The 24416-nt window shown below is 42.0% G+C and carries 17 protein-coding genes; 8 read left to right on the top strand and 9 right to left on the bottom strand.

What is annotated here, in order from left to right; all coding sequences use genetic code 11:
* Positions 1-88: 88 nt before the first annotated feature.
* The 4 genes from CW735_RS10515 to CW735_RS10500 form a co-directional block, all read right to left on the bottom strand.
* Positions 89-1282: an MFS transporter gene (locus CW735_RS10515; protein ID WP_100972029.1), complete on the bottom strand. Its 1194-nt coding sequence runs from the start codon at positions 1280-1282 to the stop codon at positions 89-91.
* A gap of 586 nt (positions 1283-1868) precedes the next feature.
* Positions 1869-2453 carry a GTPase family protein gene (locus CW735_RS10510; protein WP_100972027.1) on the bottom strand — a complete coding sequence of 195 codons (585 nt, stop codon included), beginning with the start codon at positions 2451-2453 and terminating at the stop codon, positions 1869-1871.
* On the bottom strand, positions 2453-3343 hold the full coding sequence (locus CW735_RS10505) for a GTPase family protein (protein ID WP_100972025.1): 891 nt from the start codon (positions 3341-3343) through the stop codon (positions 2453-2455). Before CW735_RS10505 ends, CW735_RS10510 begins: the two co-directional genes overlap by 1 nt.
* Before the next feature lie 873 nt (positions 3344-4216).
* On the bottom strand, positions 4217-4726 hold the full coding sequence (locus CW735_RS10500) for a hypothetical protein (RefSeq protein WP_100972023.1): 510 nt from the start codon (positions 4724-4726) through the stop codon (positions 4217-4219).
* A 73-nt stretch (positions 4727-4799) separates the two neighbouring features.
* Here CW735_RS10500 and CW735_RS10495 point away from each other — a divergent pair, with 73 nt between their 5' ends.
* The 8 genes from CW735_RS10495 to pglZ all read left to right on the top strand — a co-directional run bounded on the left by CW735_RS10495 (position 4800) and on the right by pglZ (position 17806).
* The gene (locus tag CW735_RS10495) at positions 4800-5666 is read left to right on the top strand and encodes a WYL domain-containing protein (RefSeq protein ID WP_100972021.1); all 867 of its coding nucleotides are present in this window, start codon (positions 4800-4802) and stop codon (positions 5664-5666) included.
* A gap of 3 nt (positions 5667-5669) precedes the next feature.
* The gene (locus CW735_RS10490; protein WP_100972019.1) at positions 5670-6431 is read left to right on the top strand and encodes a hypothetical protein; all 762 of its coding nucleotides are present in this window, start codon (positions 5670-5672) and stop codon (positions 6429-6431) included.
* Between the two features lie 2 nt (positions 6432-6433).
* Entirely contained in the window at positions 6434-6979 is a 546-nt protein-coding gene (locus CW735_RS10485; protein WP_100972017.1) for a BREX protein BrxB domain-containing protein, read from the top strand.
* 9 nt (positions 6980-6988) lie between these two features.
* Positions 6989-10462: a BREX system P-loop protein BrxC gene (gene brxC, locus CW735_RS10480; RefSeq protein ID WP_100972015.1), complete on the top strand. Its 3474-nt coding sequence runs from the start codon at positions 6989-6991 to the stop codon at positions 10460-10462.
* Positions 10463-10620: 158 nt separating this feature from the next.
* Complete coding sequence (locus tag CW735_RS10475; RefSeq protein ID WP_232368260.1) at positions 10621-13971, top strand: Eco57I restriction-modification methylase domain-containing protein; 3351 nt, start codon at positions 10621-10623, stop codon at positions 13969-13971.
* Between the two features lie 61 nt (positions 13972-14032).
* Positions 14033-15085 (top strand): AAA family ATPase, encoded by a 1053-nt coding sequence (locus CW735_RS10470; protein WP_232368259.1) that lies wholly within the window; start codon positions 14033-14035, stop codon positions 15083-15085.
* A complete protein-coding gene (locus CW735_RS10465; RefSeq protein ID WP_100972009.1) occupies positions 15082-15759 on the top strand; it encodes a DUF4276 family protein in 678 nt (225 codons plus the stop codon). The genes CW735_RS10470 and CW735_RS10465 overlap by 4 nt, the downstream gene beginning before the upstream one ends.
* A complete protein-coding gene (gene pglZ, locus CW735_RS10460) occupies positions 15752-17806 on the top strand; it encodes a BREX-1 system phosphatase PglZ type B (protein ID WP_232368258.1) in 2055 nt (684 codons plus the stop codon). The genes CW735_RS10465 and pglZ overlap by 8 nt, the downstream gene beginning before the upstream one ends.
* Before the next feature lie 82 nt (positions 17807-17888).
* Here pglZ and CW735_RS10455 read toward each other — a convergent pair whose 3' ends face one another.
* The 5 genes from CW735_RS10455 to CW735_RS10435 all read right to left on the bottom strand — a co-directional run bounded on the left by CW735_RS10455 (position 17889) and on the right by CW735_RS10435 (position 24351).
* Positions 17889-18782: a hypothetical protein gene (locus CW735_RS10455; RefSeq protein WP_198520970.1), complete on the bottom strand. Its 894-nt coding sequence runs from the start codon at positions 18780-18782 to the stop codon at positions 17889-17891.
* A gap of 72 nt (positions 18783-18854) precedes the next feature.
* Positions 18855-19640, bottom strand: a complete 786-nt coding sequence (gene istB, locus CW735_RS10450; RefSeq protein ID WP_269529678.1) for an IS21-like element helper ATPase IstB — start codon at positions 19638-19640, stop codon at positions 18855-18857.
* A 14-nt stretch (positions 19641-19654) separates the two neighbouring features.
* On the bottom strand, positions 19655-21181 hold the full coding sequence (istA, locus tag CW735_RS10445) for an IS21 family transposase (protein ID WP_083595408.1): 1527 nt from the start codon (positions 21179-21181) through the stop codon (positions 19655-19657).
* Between the two features lie 143 nt (positions 21182-21324).
* Positions 21325-22362, bottom strand: a complete 1038-nt coding sequence (locus CW735_RS10440; protein ID WP_198520969.1) for a DEAD/DEAH box helicase family protein — start codon at positions 22360-22362, stop codon at positions 21325-21327.
* A 6-nt stretch (positions 22363-22368) separates the two neighbouring features.
* The gene (locus CW735_RS10435; RefSeq protein ID WP_100972005.1) at positions 22369-24351 is read right to left on the bottom strand and encodes a DEAD/DEAH box helicase family protein; all 1983 of its coding nucleotides are present in this window, start codon (positions 24349-24351) and stop codon (positions 22369-22371) included.
* Between the last annotated feature and the right edge of the window lie 65 nt (positions 24352-24416).

Raw genomic sequence — 24416 nt, 5'->3', positions numbered from 1 at the left:
TACAATGAGCAAAAGAGTACGATAAAAACGCGCCACACATAGCCCTGGCGCGTTTTTGTGTAGTTGGGAACGAGTATGCTGGAAAAAGTTACGAGGTGGCGGGTACCAGCGCCTTGTGCCGCATTTGTATGTAACTTAACGCCCACATGATAAATCCGCCGAAAAACAGCATGGCAGACGCATAGCCGGTTTGATTAAAACTTGCACCGCTGGCCAACATTGCTCCTCCAACCATAGGACCTATCGCGTTAGCCGTATTAAACGCACATTGAACAAGTGCCCCTATCATGGCATGACCTGTGGGTGAAACATCAAGCAGCATCGATTGAATAACTGCCGCTAGACCCACGCTTGCACCGAGTAAGAAAACTGTTATGTAAAGCCACCAAATGTTGCTCGCTGCAAACACATACATAATAGATACACCAACGCTGCACATAAGTGCGATACCTGTAGTGCTGAGAGGTGACTTATCGGCCAGTTTGCTTATCAACCAATTGCCAATAGTGGTACCGATACCAAACATCATCATGGCTATAGATATAGTGACTTCAGGCGTTTGCGTGACGTTAATTATGGTGTCGGCGAGGTAAGTGTAAATACAAAATACACCGCCAAAACCCACAAATATGATGCCTGATATTGACCACACTAATTTGTTTTTTAGCACCCCAAATTCTTCACGCAATTTCGACGGCTGGGTAACTGGGCAGCTTGGTACTAAAAAGTAAATAAGTAGGATAGTAAGAAGGGCAAGGGCAGCGACTATGCCCATACACACTCGCCAACTCATGTTCTGACCAATCAGTGTAGCCATTGGCACGCCGACAATAGTGGCTATAGTTAGGCCGGCAAATACCATTGACATATAACTTGCTCGTTTGCCCTCTGGCGCCATACTGGCTGCAACTAACAGCGCGGTGCCGAAATATGCACCATGGGGTAAACCCGATAAAACGCGATAAAAAACAAGCTCTGGCAGACTAGATGCGATAGCGCTCAAGCCGTTGGCTACAAAAATCATAGCCACAAAAATAATGAGCGAAGTTCGCCTATTTGTTTTATTGGTTAGCAGCATAAACAGGGGCGCGCCTATTACTACACCAATGGCATAGCCGCTTATAACATTGCCGGCCATAGAAGGTGATACGCTATAGGTTTCAGCAATAAGGGGCAGCATCGACATAGATGAAAATTCTGTTAGCCCTAACACAAATGTGCCAAGTGCCATAACCAAAATGGGCCAAACTACCGCGCCTCGGTGAGATTGTGAAGCAGACATAAAAAACCTTATCAATTTGATGAAGCCATACTCCTTGGCGTCATCACCAAAAAATACGTTACGTAAAACCGTTTACTCAATAACAGCAAACACGATTAAAGCAACGTAGACGAAAATAACTGTTTGTAGGAGATGCAGACATTTGAAACAAAGGAGGCCTAGATAATGAATAACCGGACGCTACGCTAGGCGCAAATATTGAACAATGTTCTATTATTTGAGCCATAACTATACGCTACATGTAGCCTATAGTTCTATTGTTAACGCCACGGGAGGCTGAATTTTATCGATTAAGGGTTAACGTTTACCCAATGTTTGCGTTTCGTTTACTTCATGCAACATTTCAACTGCTGTAATAGGCATTAGATGTGCTTAATTGACTGAAGTCAGTGCATATGAATTGAAAGCTTAAAATGCAAAAAGCCCCTAAAAAGGGGCTTTTTGCGAATTGGTGGAGCTGGCGGGATTTGGTTTTAATATTTGTCTGTCTGAATTATAGAGATTTTTGCAATTTATTACTGTGTGTCTTACTCCAATAATTTCTTGCTAAAAAAGCATCCGAATCGGCGTCTTAAGTTGGTACAACTTAACTCATTTGTTGACTTAAAACCTGTAAAAGCTCATCTACTCGCGTAAGTCCGTATCCTGTTGATGCAGAATAGCAAGTAGGCATTGGAACTGAAATTCCGGTGTTCTCTTTGATGCGATTTTGTGTGCTTTTGGCTTTTTGGTCTAGATGTTGTAGTAATTCCGGCGCTGGTTCGTTTCGCTCGCTATTCCAAAACCTTCCATTTAATGCTCTATCAGCTTGATTTATTAAAACAGTGACATTGTTAGAAAAACTGGGGGAAACAATTTCGTCGAATACCTTATAAACCGTTCCAAAGTCTCGTTTGTTGGCTTCAATAATTAGAAAAACGTGTTTGAAATTATAATTTGTTTGGCGCTTGATTAAACCATTAATCATCTTTATGTGATTGGCGTCTTCTGAAATACCTTCACCCAGCCCAGGAGTGTCCCAAAGAACATAACTCTTAGCACGATAGCCCATGAGGGTTCTAGTTTTAGGTTCAGAACCATAGCCAACTTTAGCCATGTTTTTTTGAGTTAGTGCATTTATCGTTGAGGATTTCCCGACACCAGTCCCACCTAATATAAGAAAATGTTGCATCAGAAAAGACCCAAGAAGAAGCCGATAACGCTGCCGACGATTTTTCCCAAGCCAAAAGACTCTTTAGTTTCTTTGGCATAGTCCTTACGTCCATCGGAGTTTTTCCAACTTTCTTTTTTTTTCGACAGGTTAGTTCTTAGTGCTAGACGTTTATTGGTTGGCGACTTTTTAACGAGCAAATAAAGCAGTTTCGAAAGGTTAAAGGGGGCCTGATTCCCCAATTTATCTTGGTAACCTGCTGAATAATATATGGGTTCAACTTCTACAGAAGTTGAATCAAATATGCGCTTCTTAACATTCTGCCGCTTTTCCTCCAAAAATTGATAGCCAACTGGAGTTGGAGAGTTCTTTTCGAAGTCCCAACCACCATACCCTTTATAAGCGATATCAGCCTGATTAATCGCTACAAGAATTTTTTTTGAGGGTTTTTCCCCTAGGTTGGGTAAAATTACATTGTTTATTAAGTCAAAAGAAGTGCCCATGTCGCGAGAGCTTCCATCTAACACCACTAAGACCAAATCAATGATATGAGCATCATTGTTATCTTTAAGCAGAAGCTGGTGAATGATTTTTTTTGTGTGTTCCTGATCCTTTGCTACTCCGTCTCCAAGCCCCGGCGTATCCCATAAAATAAGGTTTCCCATATCATATCGAGTTATATCCATAGTCATGGGGTCAGCACCTAAGCCTACTTTTGCTTGTTCAACGTTAAATAAGGCATTGATTGTTGAACTCTTCCCTGCACCGGTTGCGCCCACAATTAATATATTTAGTGACTGCTTTTCAAGGTGATTAATCACTTTTTGTTTCTGCTTTTCCGAAAGGTAATTGTGTTCACTTTCAAGTAAAGCCTGCAGTCTTTCTCGAGTATCTTTCTTAAGTATGTCCATTTTCAACTTCTAAAATCAAAGGTCGATGTTGATGTTTGTTTTTTTATTTTTTGCTTTGTTATCTGGGCTGTTCAGCCTCTTTGATTGGCTTTGAATACATGATGAAGAGCGGCTTGACGTTGGATTTTAGGACGTGTGTTGAAATGTAAGCTGACTAATTATCCGTGTCATTGAAGCGTTTCCGTAGTAAATACAAGAATAACATAATGCGTTGTTTTGTTTAATATATTTTTTCAATGCAAAAGTTTTCAAAGGAAACAAAGCATATCTAAACAAGTGTTAGGTCAAATAGTCATCCGTTCGAGCAAATTTGGTTGCTCAGCGGCCCCCGCGATTCATTTGGATTATTGCGCCTAGCCTAACTTAGCTCTGCAGTAAAACTTGCACCGAGTTGAAAGGACGCCCGTGACTCTTCCATCTGACTGCATGTTGCCACGCCGCGCTGAAGCCTCAAAGGGCCGATTTATTAAGCCGTTCCGCTTATGGCAGCCACAGGAAAGAGCGTAACCCAGTGTCGGAATATTTAACCTCTCATGTCAACCTTGTATACTTTAGCCACTAGCTCTCCAAAATTACGTCAATGAAGAGCGCAAATGGTATTTATATTGCACTGCATATCTAATTGTGAAGCTTTACGGCGTGAATAAAAGTATGCAAACGGTGCATTGAGTAAAATCATTGCGACAATGAAAGGGGCAGGAGTTGCAAAGGCTTTACTTGATTTATTAAAAGCTGATTGCCTGTCCCAACAGTAAGCATTAGCTGGCGCGTCACGAAATAGCCAAACGGTGAGGTTATGCCGGAAACTCATCGTTGAAATAATTCAGTAGACAAAGTGTTTTTGGGTATGACAAAAGCCCTTGTAAATGATCATTAACGCTGAGGGGATACCTTACAACTTACATTGTTGCTTAACTCTTCAGTTGAATAATAATCAACAAGGAACTCATGCAGCCTTTCTTCAGCTGCATATCCACGCTCATTACTACTGTGTATTACAGCTTCCACGACATTCCGAACAAAAATTGCATTACCTTTGAGGACACAAAGCTCATCGTAAAGCCAATCGTTCCAAAATTTGATGTATTCATTTGATTCCTCTTTAACGTTTTCGAACAGGTCGAGCTGCTTAATATTTTGATTTTTATAACGGAAAGCAGCAGCGATGGTATCGTGTGCGCTTTGAAGCACTCTATGGTCAAAAAATTCCATTTTGATTAGCAACGGAATGTAGGGATGCTTTGCTTCAAGGATAGAGTCAGCGGTTATGTACTGCTCCCTTGCAACTTGAAAAATTACGCTAACACTCTGTCCATATAATTTTTCTTGTATATTTTTCAATGCTCCATTGTTGTCATTTTGAAATTCATCTCCGACTATCACTTCAGTTCCCTATGGTTTACACGTGTCTTAAAATAAACCATACTATGCAAAAGTATTAAAATAAACAGGGACTATGCTCGACTCTATCAGCTTTGCTCAAAAACAACGCCTTGCCTACATAGATTTCTGCCTGTTGTTCAAGGGGGCGATTTACCGTCAGGATTTAATTAATCGTTTCCAGGTTGGTTTGTCGGCAGGTTCACGCGATTTTAGTATTTACAAAGAGCTTGCGCCGGCTAACTTGTCATACGATTCGCGAGAGAAACGTTACTTCCAGACTCCTCAGTTCAAACCTGTGTTCGAACATGATGCAAGGCGGACCTTAACTAAACTGGCTAACGACATATCTGACGGGTTTGATGCAATAGGTGATATTCACTTCCCGGTAGAAGCACCGTCCAGTCTAAATGTACCAGACATCTTTGTCGTTGCTCGCCTTGTTCAGGCCATTATCAATAACAAAGCGGTTAGCGTTATCTATACGTCACTTTCTAGCGGTTCCAATGCCAGAGAACTTGTTCCTCACTCTATAGTCGACAATGGCTTACGCTGGCACGTTCGCGCCTTTGACCGTAAAAGCGGTAGCTTCCGAGACTTCGTGTTAACGCGCATTAGCAAAGTAACAATTAAAGACACGCCGAATGAAGAAGAGAGCGCCCAGTCTGATTCTGAATGGCAGCACCTGATTCCGCTTCAGCTCGTGCCTCATCCTAAGAATATTGAGCACCCTAAGGCTATTGAGATGGACTACGGCATGGAAAATAGTCAATTGCTAATTAACGTGAGGGCTGCGATGGCAGGCTACCTGTTAAGGCGTTGGAATGTGGATTGTAGTGAGCGCGGCACACTCGAAGGGGCAGAATACCAACTTTGGCTTCAAAATCGTTTTACGCTAAACGATGTTCGAAACTTAGCAATAGCACCAGGATATTTAAAGTAAATCATGTTCACACAAGAACAACTTACCAAACTAGGATTTAAGTTTGGAAAAAATGGCGCTCACTCTGCGCGCAGCATGATGATAGAGGAGCTAAAGCATCTTCTTTTTTCTCGTGATAAATCTGCTCAGCTTAATGAATACGAAGACGACGTCATTAATTTCAATTTATTGCATAAACCAACTGAGAAATCGCGTAGATTAACCTTCAGGCATTTGAATGACCTTTATGGCTTGGATCCAGCAATTCCCTTATTTAAAGTTTTTCGTGACTGGTGGGAGTTGCATGAAGACTCACAAGAAATCCTAGCTTTACAACTTTCGCTCGCTAGGGATCCCTTACTGAGAGCGTCTGCTGAAATTATCATTAAGCTAGAGCCAGGAGAGCACCTTGCGCGAGAAACAATGGAAGAGTTTTTAGCTAAAGATGATCCTGATCGATTTAGCGCGGCCTCTTTAAAGTCCTTCTCTCAAAATATAAATGGAACCTGGACTCAAGCTGGTTTTTTAAGTGGTAAAGCGAAAAAGTATAGAGAAATACCCAAGTGCAGCTACGTCAATGTGGCGTATGCATTGTTTCTTGCTCATTGCCACGGGCTAAGTGGAATGAGACTTTTTGACAGCTTCTGGTGCCGCACACTCGTACAGGACAAAGAAACTTTGTTTGACTTGGCTCACAGAGCATCAATGCGTGGACTTATTAACTTCAAACAAGCGAGCGAAGTGGTAGAAGTGACATTTCCTCACATCGAATTACCAGAGATATAACTATGTCAGACCGATTATCAAAATTACTCTTTAGTTTCGAAAGCCATATAAGCATTCCATGGCCAGCGGCAGTTTCAGCAGATGAGCGAACAATCTTTTTGGTCTATCACAAAGAAGATGAGCTTAAGCTAAGAGCGCGAGTAGAAGAATTTGAATACGCCTGTACTAACAATAATCACCCATGGATGCTTTTAGATTTAACTCAAAGCTTCGAAACATGGATGGCAGAACAAGATTATAAAGAAACCTACTTTGAAGACCCAGAATACCTCAAGGGGCTATTTGGTGACTTCGCCGATGAGTTGGTCGGCAACCTGATCGCTAAAGTAGAAAACAATCAAGACAGCAACGGGGTAGTAGCCCTTTTAGGCTGTGGAACATTATTTGGGTTCGCTTCAGTGTCGGGGTTGGTAGAATCCTTGGCAGAAAAAATAACAGGAAGGCTAGTTGTCTTTTTCCCAGGTGAAGTACACGAAAACAATTATCAATTATTAGACGCTAAGGACGGCTGGGGCTATCACGCCACCGCCATTTCAGCAAATACGTAAGGAATAACAATGTTAAATAAAGATATCTTTGTTAATAATCCAGTAGAAAGCAGATTGGCCAACAATGGTGTTGCTCAAGTTAAGGATGACACATCTCAAGGAGCACTTGAAACACTCGAATATGAGTTAAGAACTTTCGTTTGTGATGGTGCTTACGCTAAAGGTATGGATAGAATCTTATCCAACTACTTATCAGCGCTTAAAACAAAAAGTGAACAACCAGGTGTTTGGATTAGTGGCTTTTTTGGCTCAGGTAAATCTCATCTCGCGAAAATGCTTCGCACACTATGGACAAACCAAACGCTCAATGATGGCTCTCATGCTCGTTCCGTTGCGGATTTACCTCAAGATATTGTAGCTCTATTTGATGAACTTTCTACTCAGTCGTTATCTAATGGTGGTCTCCATGCCGCGTCAGGAACACTTGGTGCTGGCGCTGGAGATAAAGTTCGCCTTGCGTTCCTAGGAATCATATTTAAATCTGCTGGCTTACCAGAGCAATACCACCTAGCGCGTTTTGTCATGTGGTTAAAATCTGAAGGTGTATTCGATAAGGTAAAATCATTTGTCGAATCTAAAGCCAAAGCAAAGGAAGGCATTGATACTTGGACTAAAGAGCTCAAGAACTTACATGTATCACCTATTATGGCAGACGCTATTCTTCAATCTATCCCTGGTATTGGGGCTGATATTAAAGAAGTGCGAGAAATGCTTCGTGCTCAATACAAGATTGTTGATGATGTAACCAACGATGAAATGGTTACCGCTATCGTGGATGCCATTTCAAACGATGGTGAGCTTCCATTAACGTTAGTCGTACTCGACGAAGTACAGCAGTACATTGGCGATAATGTTCAAAAAGCTTTTGATGTTCAAGAAGTTGTTGAGACATGTAGTGGTGCTGGTGCACTTAAATCAAAGCTACTATTTGTTGCTACTGGCCAAAGTGCTTTATCAGGCATGGCCAATTTGCAGCGTCTTATGGGGCGTTTCCAGGTTCCAGTACAACTTGAAGATACCGATGTAGATTCTGTAATTCGTAAAGTCATATTACAGAAAAAAGAAACGGCTAAACCATTAGTTAAAACAGTCGTAGACGACAACCTTGGTGAAATCTCTCGACATTTACGTGGCAGTACCATCGAACACAATCAAGATGACGAGAAGTGGATGGTGCCAGATTACCCATTATTGCCAGTTCGTCGTAGGTTCTGGGAGCGTATTTTACCCGCATTAGACAGAACGGGAACGGGCTCTCAGCTACGAAATCAGCTTCGCGTCGTGCATGAAGCACTAAAGACAACAGCGGATAAAGAGCTTGGTTATGTAGTACCTGCTGACTACCTGTACGATCAAATTTCAACAAACCTACTTCAAACGGGTGTTATTTCAAAAGACATTTATGAAACTATTAGCCGTAAACGTGGTGGTAATGAAGACGAACAATTGCAAGGTCGCTTATTGGCGCTAATTCTTTTAATCAGCAAATTACCAGCTGAAATGGAGTATGGTATTCACGCTACTGTCGACTCACTCTCGGATTTGCTCCTCGAAGACTTACAGAACGACAAACATAAGCTTCGTGCACTAGTGCCGAAAATGCTAGCGGTGTTAGAAGATGAGCATCTCATCATGGCTCGTGATTCAGAAAATGGTCGAGAATTCAGCTTACAAACAGTTGAAAGCCAAGCATGGTATGACGAATTTAGACGTCAAGAAAGCGACTTAATGGGGAACCCTCAAACCCTTGAGTCTTTTCGAGCAAAAGAAATTCAAAGCTATATCCGTAAACAAGTCGCTCAAGCCAGAATCACTCAAGGTGAAGTAGCAGAGCCTAGACCTATTACGGTCTATTTCGAACCTGAGCTACCGGAGGAAGCAAAAAACAGAATTAGTGCATGGGCACCAGAGCTTACGGAGAAGCAGTTTAACGATCAGTCTCGCGGTGATGACCCTGACAATGCAACTATCTATATTTATGTTCCTTCTAGCCACAGAAGTGAGTTACAAAAAGCAATTGTAGAGTATAAAGCGGCAGAAAATACCTTAGAAGTTCGAGGAAGAGCAACCACCGAGGCTGGTAAAGACGCTATGCAAGCCATGGAAACGCGTTTAAACGAAGCCGAGAGAGCCAGGAAGAATCTACTTAATGATATTTTTTCTGGCATTCAAGTTCGCTTAGCGGGTGGCCAAGAAGTTGAAGGTGACACGCTTTCTGAACAAATTCAAAACGGTGGTGAGCTAGCCTGCCAACGCTTGTTCCACAAGTTTAAAATGGCAGACAACAGAGGTTGGGCAAAAGTTTATGATGCAGCAAGCCGTATTGCTGACCCCAATGCACTTGAAAAAGTAGAATATAATGGTGAAGCAGACAAGCACCCAGTGTGTGCTGAAATTCACCGCTACATTGGTGCAATGAAGCTAGGGAAGGATATACGTGATAACTTCAAAGGTGCGCCATACGGTTGGAGTAATGATGTTATAGACGGAGCGCTATACGCAATGCTCGCAGCAGGTGTATTGAAAGCGTCTGACACTCAGGAACGCGCAATAGATGCCAAAAGCTTAGATCGAAGCTCAGTAACACAAACTAAGTTCAGACCAGAAAAGGTCACTTTATCAAAAGTACAGCTCATTAAAGTACGTGGTGTTGTTTCTACTTTATTGGAAGATGCGTGTAACTCAGGTGAGGAGGTAACAAAGCTTCCATTAGCCATTATTAACGCTAAACAAATAGCTAACCTAGCGGGTGGTAGCGCGCCACTGCCGATAGCGCCTAGTACAAAATTGTTATCTGACTTAGAAATGTATGCGGGCAACGACCAGCTACAAAAAGCTTTTGAGCATAGGGATGAGCTACTAGCTGATTTTGAAAATTGGAAGCGACTCGCCGATAAAGCCCAACAAAGAAATAAGCTATGGCAAAAACTGCTAAGCGCAATGGATTACTGTAAAGGCTTAGCGGTATTTAATGACCTAGAAAAAGAGCAAGAAGCTATTCTTGCCAATCGCAGTTTGTTGGACGATCCATGTCCAGTTGAACCATTAATCAAGAAAGCGACCAATGCGTTGAGAGATGGTATTACCGCTCACAGAGCAAATTACGAAGAAGAATACCAAACATGTATGTCTGAGCTGTTAGATGACGAAAACTGGCAGCTGCTTGATGAAGCCAAACGTGATGCGTTTCTCGCTAATCGCAACCTTGCAGATATCCCGAGTATCAATGTAAGTGAATTAGACGAGGTACTGAACTCATTAGACGAGATAAGCTTTAACCAATGGAATGATAAAACGGCCGCATTACCTGGCATTTTTAGCCAAGTACTAAAAGATGCAATTTCAGAACTTCAGCCCAAAACCCAATACTGTCGTTTAAATAAGCCAATTATAAAAACAGAACAGGACTTACAAAACTGGTTGAAATATGTGGAGTCTGAATTACGTACTCAGATGGAAAAAGGACCTGTAATGCCGTCTTAATATGCAGCATTTACAGCAACTGCCACATAAAATTTTGATAGTTAGCGACAGAGATAATAAAAAGTTAGAGACGAAATATGAGACAGCCACTGGATAAAGCGCTAAGAAAGAAGCTTGAAGATACAGTAATTAAGGCCCGAGACATTGTAGAAGCCGCTGTGAAGGAAAGCTTGCAGCGTTTGGGGGTTGCTGATAGCCAAGCGCCAAGCTATTTAAAAGACAACGAAAAAGCACTGCGGAATAAACTACGTGCACACGCTCGCCAGCTTGGAGATCGTCTATTAGATGGTAAACAAGAAGTAACGCGTTTGACTAATGAAATGGCATACGAGCATTGGCATCGCATGTTATTTGCTCGATTTTTAGAGCAAAGTAACTTGTTAATGTACGACCCTCAAACGCCCGTTACGTTAGATGAATGTTTTGAGCTTGCTGAAGAGGAAGATGATTGTAAAGACGGCTGGGAACTCGCAGGACGTTTAGCTCAAAAAATGCTGCCGCAAATCTTCCGCGCTGACTCGCCCGTGTTTGAAGTAAAACTTTCTATGAACCGCGTTGAGGAACTAGAGAGTTTAATATCAAAGCTCGATCCACAAACCTACCAAGCACAAGACAGCCTTGGCTGGTGTTACCAATTCTGGCAAACCAAAAAGAAAGAAGAAGTAAATAAATCAGGTGTAAAAATTGGCGCACAAGAACTAAGCCCTGTTACCCAGTTATTTACCGAACCATACATGGTGAGTTTTTTACTCGATAACGCATTGGGAGCTTGGTGGGCTAATAAACGCCTTTCTCAAGATGATTTGATTCGTGCTAATAATGAACAAGAACTGCGAGAGCTTGCCTCTGTTCCAGGTGTACCTCTTGAATATTTGCGCTTTACTCAAGATGAAGATGAGTCAGGCAATAAAAGTGAATGGAAGCTAGCAGCTGGTGGGTTTGAAAAATGGCCTGAGCACTTATCAGAATTGAAAACACTTGATCCATGTTGTGGTTCTGGTCACTTCCTCGTCGCTATATTCTTAATGTTGGTTCCTATGCGTATGCGATTGGAAGGACTAACAGAGAAGCAAGCAGTTGATGCTGTGTTGCGTGATAACATTCATGGCTTAGAGCTAGACCAACGCTGCGTTGAATTAGCTGCTTTTGCTCTAGCTTTAGAGGCCTGGCGCTATCCAAATGCTGGCGGTTATCGTCAATTGCCTGAGCTTCAATTAGCCTGTTCAGGTATGTCGATTGCTGAAGCACAAAAAGAGTGGAAAGATTTAGCGAAAGGTGATGAAGCTTTAACGGATGCTATTACTTGGATGCAACATACCTTCAAAGATGCTCCAACTTTGGGGAGCTTGATCAATCCAACTAAAGCATTGAAGGTAGGGCAAACTCCGCCGTGGACAATACTAGAAAGTGCATCACGTGATAAAAAAGATTTCAGCGAAGAAGCTAAGGCTACAGCACAAGGTCTAGTGAGTGCAGCTTCATTGTTAGCATCCCAGTATAGTTGGGTGGCTACTAACCCCCCGTATCTGGGTGAAAAAAAACAATCACCAAAACTAATAGGCTTCATACGAGAACACTTTATTGATGGTCGTGCGGACTTGGCTACCGCTTTCATCTTAAGAATCGAGAAGCTCTTACAACCAAATGGAGAGCAGTCCTTAGTAATTCCTCAGAACTGGTTATATCAACGATCTTACTTAGACTTTAGACTTCGGTTACTTTCAGATAAAAAAATCTCATTTATTAATCAACTAGGTTCAAATGCTTTCGAACAACAAGTTGGGGCTGATGTTCTATTGATTAATCTATCGAAAAGCAAGAAAGAGCTAGGTTATTTCGTTGGTGTGGATCTGACAAATCTAAAAGATTTTAATCAAAAACGATTAGCTAGCTCTTCTACTGAAATGGTTAATGTTAGCTACTCGAACACTCTTGAACATGGTGACTCAAGGATTGTGTTGTCACAAAGAGACTTAACTGTAGGGCCACTGGATTCTGTATCTAGTTGTTATGCGGGTATCCTCAATGGGGATACCCCGCGTTTTGTCGGAGTCTTTTGGGAAGTATTCGAGAAGTTTGGAGTTACATGGGAGCTTTTACAAAGAAGTGTTTCAGAACAGGTTCATTTTGGTGGACGTTCAGCAGCAATCTTGTGGGAAAATGGTAATGGACAACTGAGACAATTAGCCATAGAACTGAAAGAAAGGTTGCATGATGCTGACAGAAGAGGGAATCAAGCTTGGGGAAAGAAAGGGGTAGTTATTAGTCAAATGGGTGATTTGCCTTCAACCAACTATTCAGGAAACCTATTTGATCAATCTGTCGGTGTAATACATCCAAAGTCAGAATTAGATCTTATGTCTATTTTTGCATATTGTGAATCTGATGAATACGTAAACGAAGTGCGAAAGATAGACAAAAAGAAAAATGTAACTAACGCGACCTTGGTTAAAGTTCCTTTTGATATTGATAAATGGAAAGCTGTGGCGCAAAAAAAATATCCTAATGGCCTTCCTTCCCCATATTCAGATGACCCAACCCAATGGATTTTCCATGGCCATCCTTGTGCATCTGTTGTTTGGGATGAGGAAATTAAAACTACTACTATAGGAAGTTCGCGCCAAGATGATACCGTACTTCAAGTTGTTATAGCTCGCTTACTTGGTTATCGATGGCCAGCGGAACTAGATACTGAAATGGAACTTGCGCCAGAAATGCGTGACGTGATGAAGAAGAATGCTGACTTTGCCGATTTAGTGGATGATGACGGCATTGTTTGTATCCCTGCCGTTCGTGGTGAAAAATCGGCTGCTAAACGACTAGAAGCCATGTTGTTAAAAGCTTATGGCGACAAGTGGGGTAGCTCGGTAGAAACCAACTTATTGAAAGCAGTAAAAGCAAAAGATCTAGAGAGTTGGCTGCGTGATAAATTCTTTGAACAACATTGTAAGCTTTTTCAACACCGCCCGTTTATTTGGCACATTTGGGATGGTTTAAAAGATGGTTTCTCGGCATTAGTTAACTATCATCAGCTTGATTACAAAGGATTAGAGCGACTTATTTATACATATTTAGATGATTGGATAAGTAATCAAAAGCGTCAGCTCGCAGAGGGTACTGACGGTGCTGATATTCGTTTAACCGCAGCGGAAAATTTAAAAGTTCAACTGGAAGCGATACTAGAAGGTGAGAAAGGGCTAGACATTTTTGTTCGCTGGAAATCACTTGAAGAGCAACCTATCGGCTGGAACCCAGATTTAAATGATGGTGTTCGCTTAAACATCCGTCCATTTATGCTTGCCAAAGATGTTGGCAAGAAGGGGGCAGGTGTATTACGTGCGAAGCCTAATATTCATTGGAAAAAAGACCGAGGCACAGACGTCGAATCAGCTCCTTGGTATAACCTGGGACTAGAATATGGCGGCAAGCATGGCGACCGTATTAACGAGCATCATTTATCTTTGTCTGTAAAGCGAGAGGCTCGAATGAAACTAAAAGAGGCTGATTAGCATGGGTACCGTAAACCCTATCAATGAGTTAAGTATTGATGGCTTTAAATCAATACGCTCAATGAAGAACCTTGAGTTAAATAGTCTTAATGTTTTAATTGGTGCAAATGGTGTTGGTAAAAGTAACTTTGTTTCATATTTCAAGTTACTTGGAGAGATGCTGGATACTCGTTTACAAGTTTGGAGTCAAAAACAAGGTAAAGCCGAAAGAGTGTTAAGTTTTGGAGTTAAAGAGACTTCAAAATTCTCTTCATTCGTTAAGTTTGGTATTAATGGCTATAAATTTGTCTTAGAGCCAACTATAGATGGTGGCTTTACGTTCGCTCAAGAGTCTTTGTACTTTAATGGCCCTTACTACGGTGAAAAGTGGATCTCATTAGGTTCTGGGCATAGCGAAGCTAAATTAAAAGTAGAGTTCGAAAGTAGCAAAAAGGGAACTGAGGCCGATTATTGTTATAGCTCTATTTCTAGTTGGAGGGTTTACCACTTTCACGACACAAGTGATACAGCAGGCGTTAAGCGCACTTGTTCTGTTCATGACAACGAATACTTAAGAACAGATGCAGCTAACTTAGCTGCTTATTTGTATCACCTAAAGGGCACCGCTCCTGATGTCTACAGCCAGATAAGAAAAACTGTTCGACTTGCTGTTCCATTTTTTAATGATTTCGTATTGAAGCCTACTAAATTAGATAGTGAAGAAGAACAAATTAGGTTGTTGTGGACACAGTTGGATAGTGATTACGCGCTATGGCCTAGCCAATTATCAGATGGCTCTATTCGCTTTATTTGCTTAGTAACAGCTTTAATGCAGCCCTCAGCACCATCTACCATTATCATTGATGAACCAGAGTTGGGATTACATCCTTATGCAATCACCTTGTTAGGTGCATTGTTGCGCTCGGCCTCACAACGTATGCAGGTCATTATTTCTACACAGTCTGTTCCTCTGCTCAACGAATTTGATATTGATGATTTGATTGTTGTAGAGCGGGTTCAAGGAGCTTCCGTTTTTAAGCGGTTAGATGAGTCTGAATTTGAAAACTGGCTTGAAGATTATTCTGTAGGTGAGCTTTGGCAGAAAAACATTTTAGGTGGGAGACCATCAAAATGATAAGAGTTCATGTTATATGTGAAGGGCAAAGTGAGGAAGCTTTTGTAAATGAAATCTTATGTCCTAATTTTTACCCATTAGGCATTCAGTTGTTACCTGCACTAATTGGAAGACCTGGTCATAAAGGTGGCAACTTTAAAATTGAAAGACTCTTGCCGGAAGTAAAAAATAGGCTGTTGAGTGATAGAGCTTGCTATTGCACAACATTTTTTGATTTCTATGGGCTACCAGAATCATTCCCTGGAAAAGCAGACACCAATGAAAACGACTCAATTCAAAGAAAATCTGAAATAGTGAATAATGCTTTAATTCAAAAGTTAACTGATAAAATTGGTCAGGATGCAATGCGTCGCTTCATTCCATTTATTCAAATGTATGAATTTGAAGGGTTATTGTTTAGTGCTCCTGAAAAAATGGCAGCTGGAATGGATAGAGAAGATTTAGTTCCAAGATTTCAACGAATAGCAGATAGCTTTGAGTCTCCTGAACATATCAACAACAGTCCTCAAACGTCACCAAGTAAACGAATATTAAGTTTGATTAGAGGATATCAAAAGCCTTTAATGGGGGCTTTAGCCGCTATAGAAGTTGGTTTGGAAAACATGCGAAGTGAGTGTGAATTATTTAACGATTGGCTCAGCCGTATTGAAAATATAGAAAGAGCTAATGCCTAGTATGTTGTTGATAAATTACTTAATTGAGCAACTCAGAAATTCTGCAAACTATAATAGGTCAGTACAAGTTGCTCCAGCGGCTATATTGTGGACTGATATTGATAAACAATGGCAGACAGCCATGCCGTTTATCAAACAGCATCTGCCTGAGTTAATCGAACTCGGGGACTATAAACCTGAAGAAAGGATTGGCCCGGCAATATGGGTAAAATGTGCTATTGCAGGAAAACTAGATGACTGTAATTTGCCTGAAGATAGAACTCCTATTATCTATCTACCTGGAGTAGGTAGGAAAGAGCTCAGGGCCATAGAATCTTGTCCTGAGTTTCTGAAGCCTTTAGCAGAACTTCAATATAGAGGATGTTGGTGGGCTTATAATACTGCTGGTAGGGACTGGACTGTTTCTTCGTTTCTGACAAACCCAAAAGTCGGTATTGAACTTGACCTTGGTAAAGACAAGAATACTCAACAAGCAATATTGAATGTATTACCCGACCTACTTGAAACACCAGACTCTAACCTGAGAGGAAAGAAATTAGAATCTGAAGATTTTATTTCTTTGGTGCTGGATGACCCAACCAAAGATATTCTAGGCTGGTTAAATGATCCAAGTGAGAAACGCGCTCAATGGAAGGATTCTAAATGGGATATTTTTCTACAGTCATGCCAATCACAATTTTCTTTTACTCCAGACGAAAAGGGTATTCCAGCAGTTCTAAAACTGTTATGTGCCGCACAAGGACAGTGGGAAGCAGTTTGGCAACGGTTTGAAGATACTGCTACAAACTTACCATTGTTAGTCGAAAAGCTTAAAACTATTGAAGCGGATGATTTAGCGATTGTAAATCCTGAAAATTACCTTTCTGAAAACATGAAAGACGAGGCGGCTATCGAGTCGTACTTTTTCAATGTAGGGGAGAAGCCAAGAGACACAATCAGCCTAGAGTTAATGGCGCTATGGGAAAAGCAGAAGGATAGGAAAAGTTGGATTTGGTATAACCTTGGGCATAGCGGTTGGTTACAAATTCTTGAATACGTTATTGGGGCAATTGAGCACACTGAAATTGTATATTCGGGCGCTACACCTGAAATGATGGCAAATCATTATCAAGAACGTTTTTGGCAGGCTGATAGATGTGTTATCAAGGCAATGTCTTTAGCTAAGGATATTCATCAGCAAGAAGTTGTAGCTAGGCTTTTAGGTTCAGTTTATACACCTTGGCTTGAGCAAACGACGCTGCGCTTTCAGCAATTAGTAGAGCAACATGGCTACCCTGGTAATAAGATCAAAGTTAAAGAGAGTACTGCAAACTACAGTGTTGGTGGCCAGGTCGTATTTTTTGTTGATGGATTAAGATTTGATACAGCAAAAATATTAGAAGATAAATTAAGGGATAGGGGCCTTACAACAGAGTTAATCTCTAAATGGGCAGCCATTCCTTCGCTAACTGCAACAGCAAAAGCTGCTGTAACGCCGATAGCTAATTTGCTCACAGGTATTGAAGAGAACGATGATTTTATTCCTTCAGTTAGTTTGACTAAGTCTTCATTTAGTAGCCATCATTTAAAACAATTACTCAATGAAAAAGGGTGGCAGTACCTTGATGGTTTGGAAACAGGTGACCCCAAAGGGTTTGCATGGGTTCAGACCGGTGATTTAGATCATATGGGTCATGAACAGCAGAGAAAGATGCCCTTGTTTATCGATCAAATACTAGATGATGTGGTTGCAAGAGTTGTAAGCCTATTTGATGCAGGGTGGATGAACTTAAAAATAGTGACGGACCACGGTTGGCTCTGGGTCCCTGATGGGCTTCCTAAAGGTAATTTACACAAATCTCTAGGCAAAAATCGCCAGCGTCGATGCGCTATTTTAAAGGATAATGTTCAACACGATGGCATAGTTATGCCGTGGTATTGGAACCCTACAGTATCTGTAGCGCTAGCCCCAGGTATATCAGCCTTTGTAAGAGGTGACCACTACAATCATGGTGGCCTTTCAATTCAAGAATGCTTGACACCTGAATTGCTATTAAGGAAAACCTAACGGAAAAGTTGTGAACAGCCGTGTGGTATAACACGGCCTTTATCAAGTTCAGTAAACAAGTTGGGCTTTAAATGTACGCGCTTTAAAATACCGAGTTATTTTTAATTCTCGTTCTTTCTATACTAAGGTTCTGCTTTTCTTGGCTTAGGGCTTCTGAATAGTCACCGCGTACATACAACAGTATTACGGTATTATCTAATTCTACATTCAGCAACTGGCTAATCTCTTCCATGTCATCCATATCCATTGCCCGTTTGAAAGCATTCATTTGACCAGATAGGTTAAACGTGCTGAATATACTAGCCATAACGCGTTTATCCTCTGTTTTTTCACCGCCCCCCGGATTTACAATTTCGTTAAATTCAACAGGCTCACCCTGACTCAATTTTGATGTGAAATATAGGGCCCTTGATTTAGCGCAACTAGCAGTACCATCATCATAGGTAGCACCATTCACCCATTGAGCTTTGATCCAGTTTTGGTGTGTTCCTCTTAATGCCCTTCCTCTTTTCCGATAAGGGCCACCATCATGTAGTAATTCTTCCCTTATAAGCGCAATAGCTTCCAAAACGTCTTTTTCAACAGTAAATGCCGAGTAATCAAAATCAGGTAAATCTAATTTTCCAGGTACAACGATAAAATTAGAGGTAAGATAAGTCTGGCTATCATCTAGCTTTCTAGAAACATAATGGTTAGGTTCATTGGCGACGGTTGTTCCTCTATCAAAGCCTTTAACATCGTATCTCGTACAGATATGTTCAAAGATCTCCTGTAAGCCCTTAAAATCATTACCTTCGTCTCTAGATTCAAGGTGATCGAGTAATTCACTATACGCCCTGACAGCAGCTAAATTGGTATAGTGTTTAGCCGTTTTGTTATGGTGATAACCACAAGCTCTACCAATATTAGCCTGAACAACAGCGGCAATATTTGCAATGGTACTGTCCCAGGTACTTATAAGCGTGTTAATTTGCACCCTAAAGGCGCCACCCATTTGCGGCGTAATGGAGCCACCTGAACATGCTCTTTTTGCCCTCAAACAAGTTGATTATTGACCGCTTTTTGGAGCGAGTCCAGTTTTGTTGTTTTTGATGTTGTTTTCAGGTCTTAATTTTCGATAGCTTTCCCCTTCTAATATTAGTCGATAGGCATTGTGGCGAAGTCGGTCAAGTGTGGCCGCGCCAAGTAGTTTATTCGGGAAGGCATCTCCCCATTCTGTAAAGTCTAAGTTGCTGGTAATAATGGTGGCGTGTTGTTCATAACGCTCATCAATTAAGTCGTGCAGGTCTTCGTCTTGTGGCGATTTCAATGGCTTTAAACCGAAGTCGTCAATGATGAGAAGCGGTACTTTAGCTAAGGTTTGGAAGCGCTTTTCATAGCTGTTGGTGGCGCGTGCGGCATACAGATTTGCCAGTAGTTTGGCTTGGGTAAAGAACAGTACATCCACGCCTTTTTGCACCGCGCAGTGCCCGATGGCTTGCGCTAAATGACTTTTACCGGTGCCACATGGCCCTGCTATTAATACAGGCACTTTTTCATCAATAAAGCCGCAGGTTGCCAGCTCTTGCACATAGGCGCGATTCAGTGTGGGGTTGGTGCTTAAGTCGAAGCTCTCTAGTGTTTTATTGGATTTGAAGCCTGCACGGCGCAGCCGTGTAGCGTATTTCTTTTGGTCTCGCCTTGCCACTTCATCTTGCACGAGTAAGGCTAAGAACTCAGGATACGTCATTTGGTGTTCAATGGCTTCGCGGTTACGCTGGGCCAGTGAATCCGTCATGCCTGATAGGCGTAGTTGTTTGAGTAAGGGTGATAATTCTGGAATAGGGTTAATCATGGTTGTTCCTTTTTTTAATGTGGGATGAGTTTGTTAGGGTCGCGATTGAAGCGACCTTTACCGGTATAACTGTCGCTTAAACTATCAAACGCATTGGTTTCATGGGGCAGCTCATCTAAGCCTTTTTCGAGTATCTGTTTAATGGCGCTGTAGCGCACATTGTCGAAGGTTAACGCACGGCAACAGGCCCTTTCTAAGCGAGTAGGCCCATAGCGTTTGGCGAAGCCGACCACACCTTGTGCTGCGCGCAGGTTATCTAGCACGCGACTCGCAAACAATCTTTCAACAAACAGATGGCAGTATTCCCCGACCTTCTTTGCTTGGGTTAAACAGTATTGAGGATCTTGCATGTTGTAGGCTTGCGCCGCAGGTGGTTGATGCTCTGGCACCGTTGAACGACCGCCTTGGTGGCGTAATCTACCGTGAGTAGCTTTGAGTTCGTGTTGCTGATAAATACGCACGGTGGAATCGCCCGCGCGTATCCATACCGTTTGGCGAATGAGTGTATAAGGCACCGAGTAACGGCAGAGTTCGAACTGTACATGCCCATCACCGTGGACTTTTGCTTGCGCCCATACTGCTTCCTCCGGGGGCACTTCAGGCAAGGGCTTAAGTAATTCCTGTTCAACTTCTTTGAACTGCGTTAAAGGGTAAAGACGCGTCGTACCGTGCTTGCGGTTACCCGCCACACTCACCAGCCACTCTTTTAATTGTGCATTGGCATCGCTTAAACTGCGGAACTCCTTCAGTGGCACGAAGGCATTCTTGATGTACTTCACATTGGATTCAACACGCCCTTTCTTTTGCGGGTCGCGCACCGGACATGGCGCAATTAAGAAACCATAACCTTCCGCGCATTCAGCATAAGCACGCTGTACATCGGGGTCGTGATAACACGCTTTCGTGATGGCACATTTTGGATTGTCGATTACCACGCGCTTGGGTACACCGTTGAACCACTCAAACGCACGGCGATGGCAAGATAGCCATGTGGCAACACTTTGGTCCCAGATAAATTCACCGTACATATGGCGACTCCACGCTAGCGTCATCACAAACACCCATGTTTTACGCAGCTCGCCTGTGCGGGTATCCACCATCAACGGACCAGACCCGAAGTCCACTTGCACCGCATCACCAGGGTCGAACTCCATCACTGTCGAGACCTTGCCTGGCTCACTGGCAATCACACTTTTGATATAACGATTTACCGCCCAATAGCTTCCTGTGAAACCATAACTGTCTACCAGCTTTTGATGGATAGTGCTGCCTTGCACGCCGCTTTCAATCCACTTGTTGACCTTCCCAGCATGGGGTAACACGGAAGACACGCTAGATGATGGTGTATGCACGGTAACATTTAGCACGGTCGCCAATTGGGCGTTGTCAGGCAAGGGATTGAGTTTATCTAACCAGCCATGCTCAAGTGCGGTATCCCTCAACTTCTGTGCCTTTTTGCGTCCCATTAACCCGCTTTGGGCAATAGCACGATTAGATTCACCCATTCGCATCCGAACGAGTATTTGTCGATATTGGTACATTTCAAACCTCTTGTTTGCCATGCGCATCTCCTTGTCTAAAAAGTAGACATAAAGATACGCTATTTACAATGAAGTTTGAGGGTAAAAAGGGTGACTAAAGTGGCGCCATTAACCGCAAATCAGGTGGCGCCATTAGGTGCAAATTAGGTGGCGCCATTACGCCGCAAGTGTAATGGCTCCATAGCGGTGCAAATTAACATAAGCGTGTCTTTCATCTCTTGTCCAAAATTAACGCCTGCTCGAAACCCTGCTACAGTTATGGCTATCAGCTTGTCATCGAAAAGCTTGGCAGTCTCAAATTCATGTTTGAAGTCGTCAAGTGAACAAACTTCGTGCTCCTCTAAGCCGTTTAGTTTTTGACCTATAACATGTATTTGTGTTTCGTCTATTCCCTTATCTACGAGTAAATCCCTTGCGACTTTTGCTTGACTGCTGGGGACTCTCACTAATGACCAGCCGAATCCTTCGTGTTCTTGGAATTGTCTAATGAATCGATTGCGTAAAAGTGATTCTTCACAAAAATCCCTGTGATTTTCATCCAATTTCACAATCTGGTTGTTGTGGTGCATTTGCCGGATTCCATGGTATTCAGCACTCGTTTTATGAAAAACTAATGATGTATGGAAATTATGGCGAAGAATAGAACTTTCACCCGCAGCATATAACGCGCTGAAGGGAGTTGCAGATACAAATGCAACTTTACAGTCTTGATTTTCCTTTTCCAGGTAATTAAAAATTCGATCGTACCGGACACTTTCGTTTCCAGAACCAAAGTGACACTCATCGATAATGATGAGTTTAGGCGGTCGATGCTTAAAATAAGCTTTTAATGCTGTTTCATAGTTAGTGAAATTGCTGATGACAACATTTTTAGCTGCCTCTAGATCTGTTTTTGCTTGGTTTTGGAGCGCCACATCCCCCATCGTCACTAAGTAGAGTGTATCTTTTAAGAGCTTTCTATTAACAATATCAATATCAGCAAGTGATTTACGTTGATAACACGCTAAAGCCAACGCAATACCTGATTTTCCAGACTGCATTTCTGCAGCAATTACGACAGCTCGACTACCACCTGCAAATTTAGCATGTGCTTTAGATGCGGCACTTCTTTGATGCTCAAATGTGTTAGCATCTAATATTTCATCAATAATCAAACGGTGTTGTTCAGCGTTTAAACTCATCGTCTTTTAAACCGCTGAAAACTGAGATTCATCACTCAGCGTTCCAGTATTTTCTGGTAATTCATTATGTGCTTTTTTCGCTAAACTTCGTTCAGCGTTATATTCACCACGTTTGTATAAAACGAACATGGTATCGTCCCTTGGTATCCCAAAATGGTCGCACATGTCCCAAACATCGTGCTCTGTCATTATAGTTTTAATAACTTTTCGGCGAGAGATGTTGTAGACGCTAAACACCGTTGCAGTGACTAGCTTGTCTTCTGTCAATTCACCTGAACCAGGTGCTACCACGCGATTAAATTCTACATCCTCTCCATTATCTATTTTGCTAGTCAGCATGATAGTTCTTTCTTTCTGTGGCCCGTCAACACCTGCTTTTTCTGGGTTATCGTAGCTATCACCATTAACCCATTGGGCTTTTATCCAGTTTTTCTTCTTACCTCTCATTGCTCGGTTTCCCTTAACAGAGGGGGCGCCATTCTTAGTGAACTCTTCTCGTAAAATAGAAATGGCGGAAAGCAATGTTTTGTCTTTGGTATAGAAAGTGAAATCGAAATCTGGCTCTAATAACTTCGCTGGAACAGCGATGTATCCATCGGTTGAGTAAGTCTCTACATCGCCAATAGGGCGGCGTCTTTTATATTTGATGGTTAGGCCAACATCTAATCCATTTACATGATATTCCTGACAAATATCTTCAAAAAACTCTTTTAAGCCCTCAAAATCTGAGGCTGCATGATCTGAACATGTTCGCTCTAAATAATCTAATGTAGCTCCATAAGCTTCAGCAGCATTGCCATTGGTGAAGTGAAGTGATGTATTGTTGCCGTGATAACCACATGCTCGACCGACGTTAGCCTGAACTACTGCAGCTACACTGGCAACTGTGCTATCCCATGTTGAAATAAGATTATTTTTCATCATCGCACCGAAATTAATACCCGCGCGACAGCCCGCAACCGTTATTGCAACCAATTTATCCCCGAATAGTTGAGCATCTTCAAAGTCTTTTTTAAATCTATCGATTGTAGATAATTGATCTTCCGGAACACCGGAAAGGGAGTTACCCAAAATAAAGATGTTGTGCTCATCAATTCCTTGTGAGATTAAGAACTGCTTTGCGTCCATCGCGTTGCCCGCAGGTACGCGAATAAGAGACCACCCCATGCCTTCATGCCGCTTAAATTGTTCCATAAACCTTGAGCGTTGATTTGATTCAACCAAGAAGTTCCTACATTCATCATCTAAATCGATAAGGCGCCCATTTTTAAGCATTTCTCTTACGCCATAATATTCATCACTGGTTTTGTGGAATACCAGGCGCGTTCCAAAGTCACGACGCAGTATAGAATCCTTTAGGGCTTTATTAGCTGCTTCGCGAGACTCTTCGAGTAATTCCTCATCGTCTTCCTTCTCTGCTGCCGAGCCTATCTCTATAGCTTCTTCATATTCAGTTTCTGCCCCGTAGAGCGCCCCGAATGGTGTAGCAGATATGAAAACAACTTTGCAGCTATCGTTTTCTTTTTCAAGATAATCAAAAATTCTGCTATAGCGAATACCAGTTATGTTGGAGCCATAATGGCACTCGTCGATTATTATTAATTTTGGAGGGTTACCCTTAAAGTCGTTTTCAAGCGCTTTCTCAAAATTAACAAAATTACTCACTACAACATTCTTTGCTAATTTCAAATCGTCTTCAGCCTGGTCTCGTAGAGCCGTATCAGGCATTGTGACAAGATAGAGAGTATCTTTCAGTTGTTTACGATCACAGATATCTGTGTCGGAAAGGCTTAATCTCTGAAAGCAACAAAGCGCAAGAGCAATACCCGATTTACCTGCTTGCATTTCAGCAGCTGTGACTACGGCTCTAATATTTTCATTGTCGAATGCAGAGAAGGTCTTTTCAGCAGCATTAATTTGATGCTGGTGAAGGGGGCCATTATTAAGAATTTGTTCAATTTTCTTGCGGTGAGTGGAAGGCGAATTCATCTTGATAGTTCCTTTATCTTACTCAATAACACGGTTCATTCGTTGTTAATTGTATTAACCTGGGA

This window comes from Alteromonas sp. MB-3u-76, assembly GCF_002831605.1.
GTDB lineage: Bacteria > Pseudomonadota > Gammaproteobacteria > Enterobacterales > Alteromonadaceae > Alteromonas > Alteromonas hispanica.
Note: the sequence above shows the minus strand (reverse complement) of the source record. Positions and strands in the feature narration are given on the sequence as shown.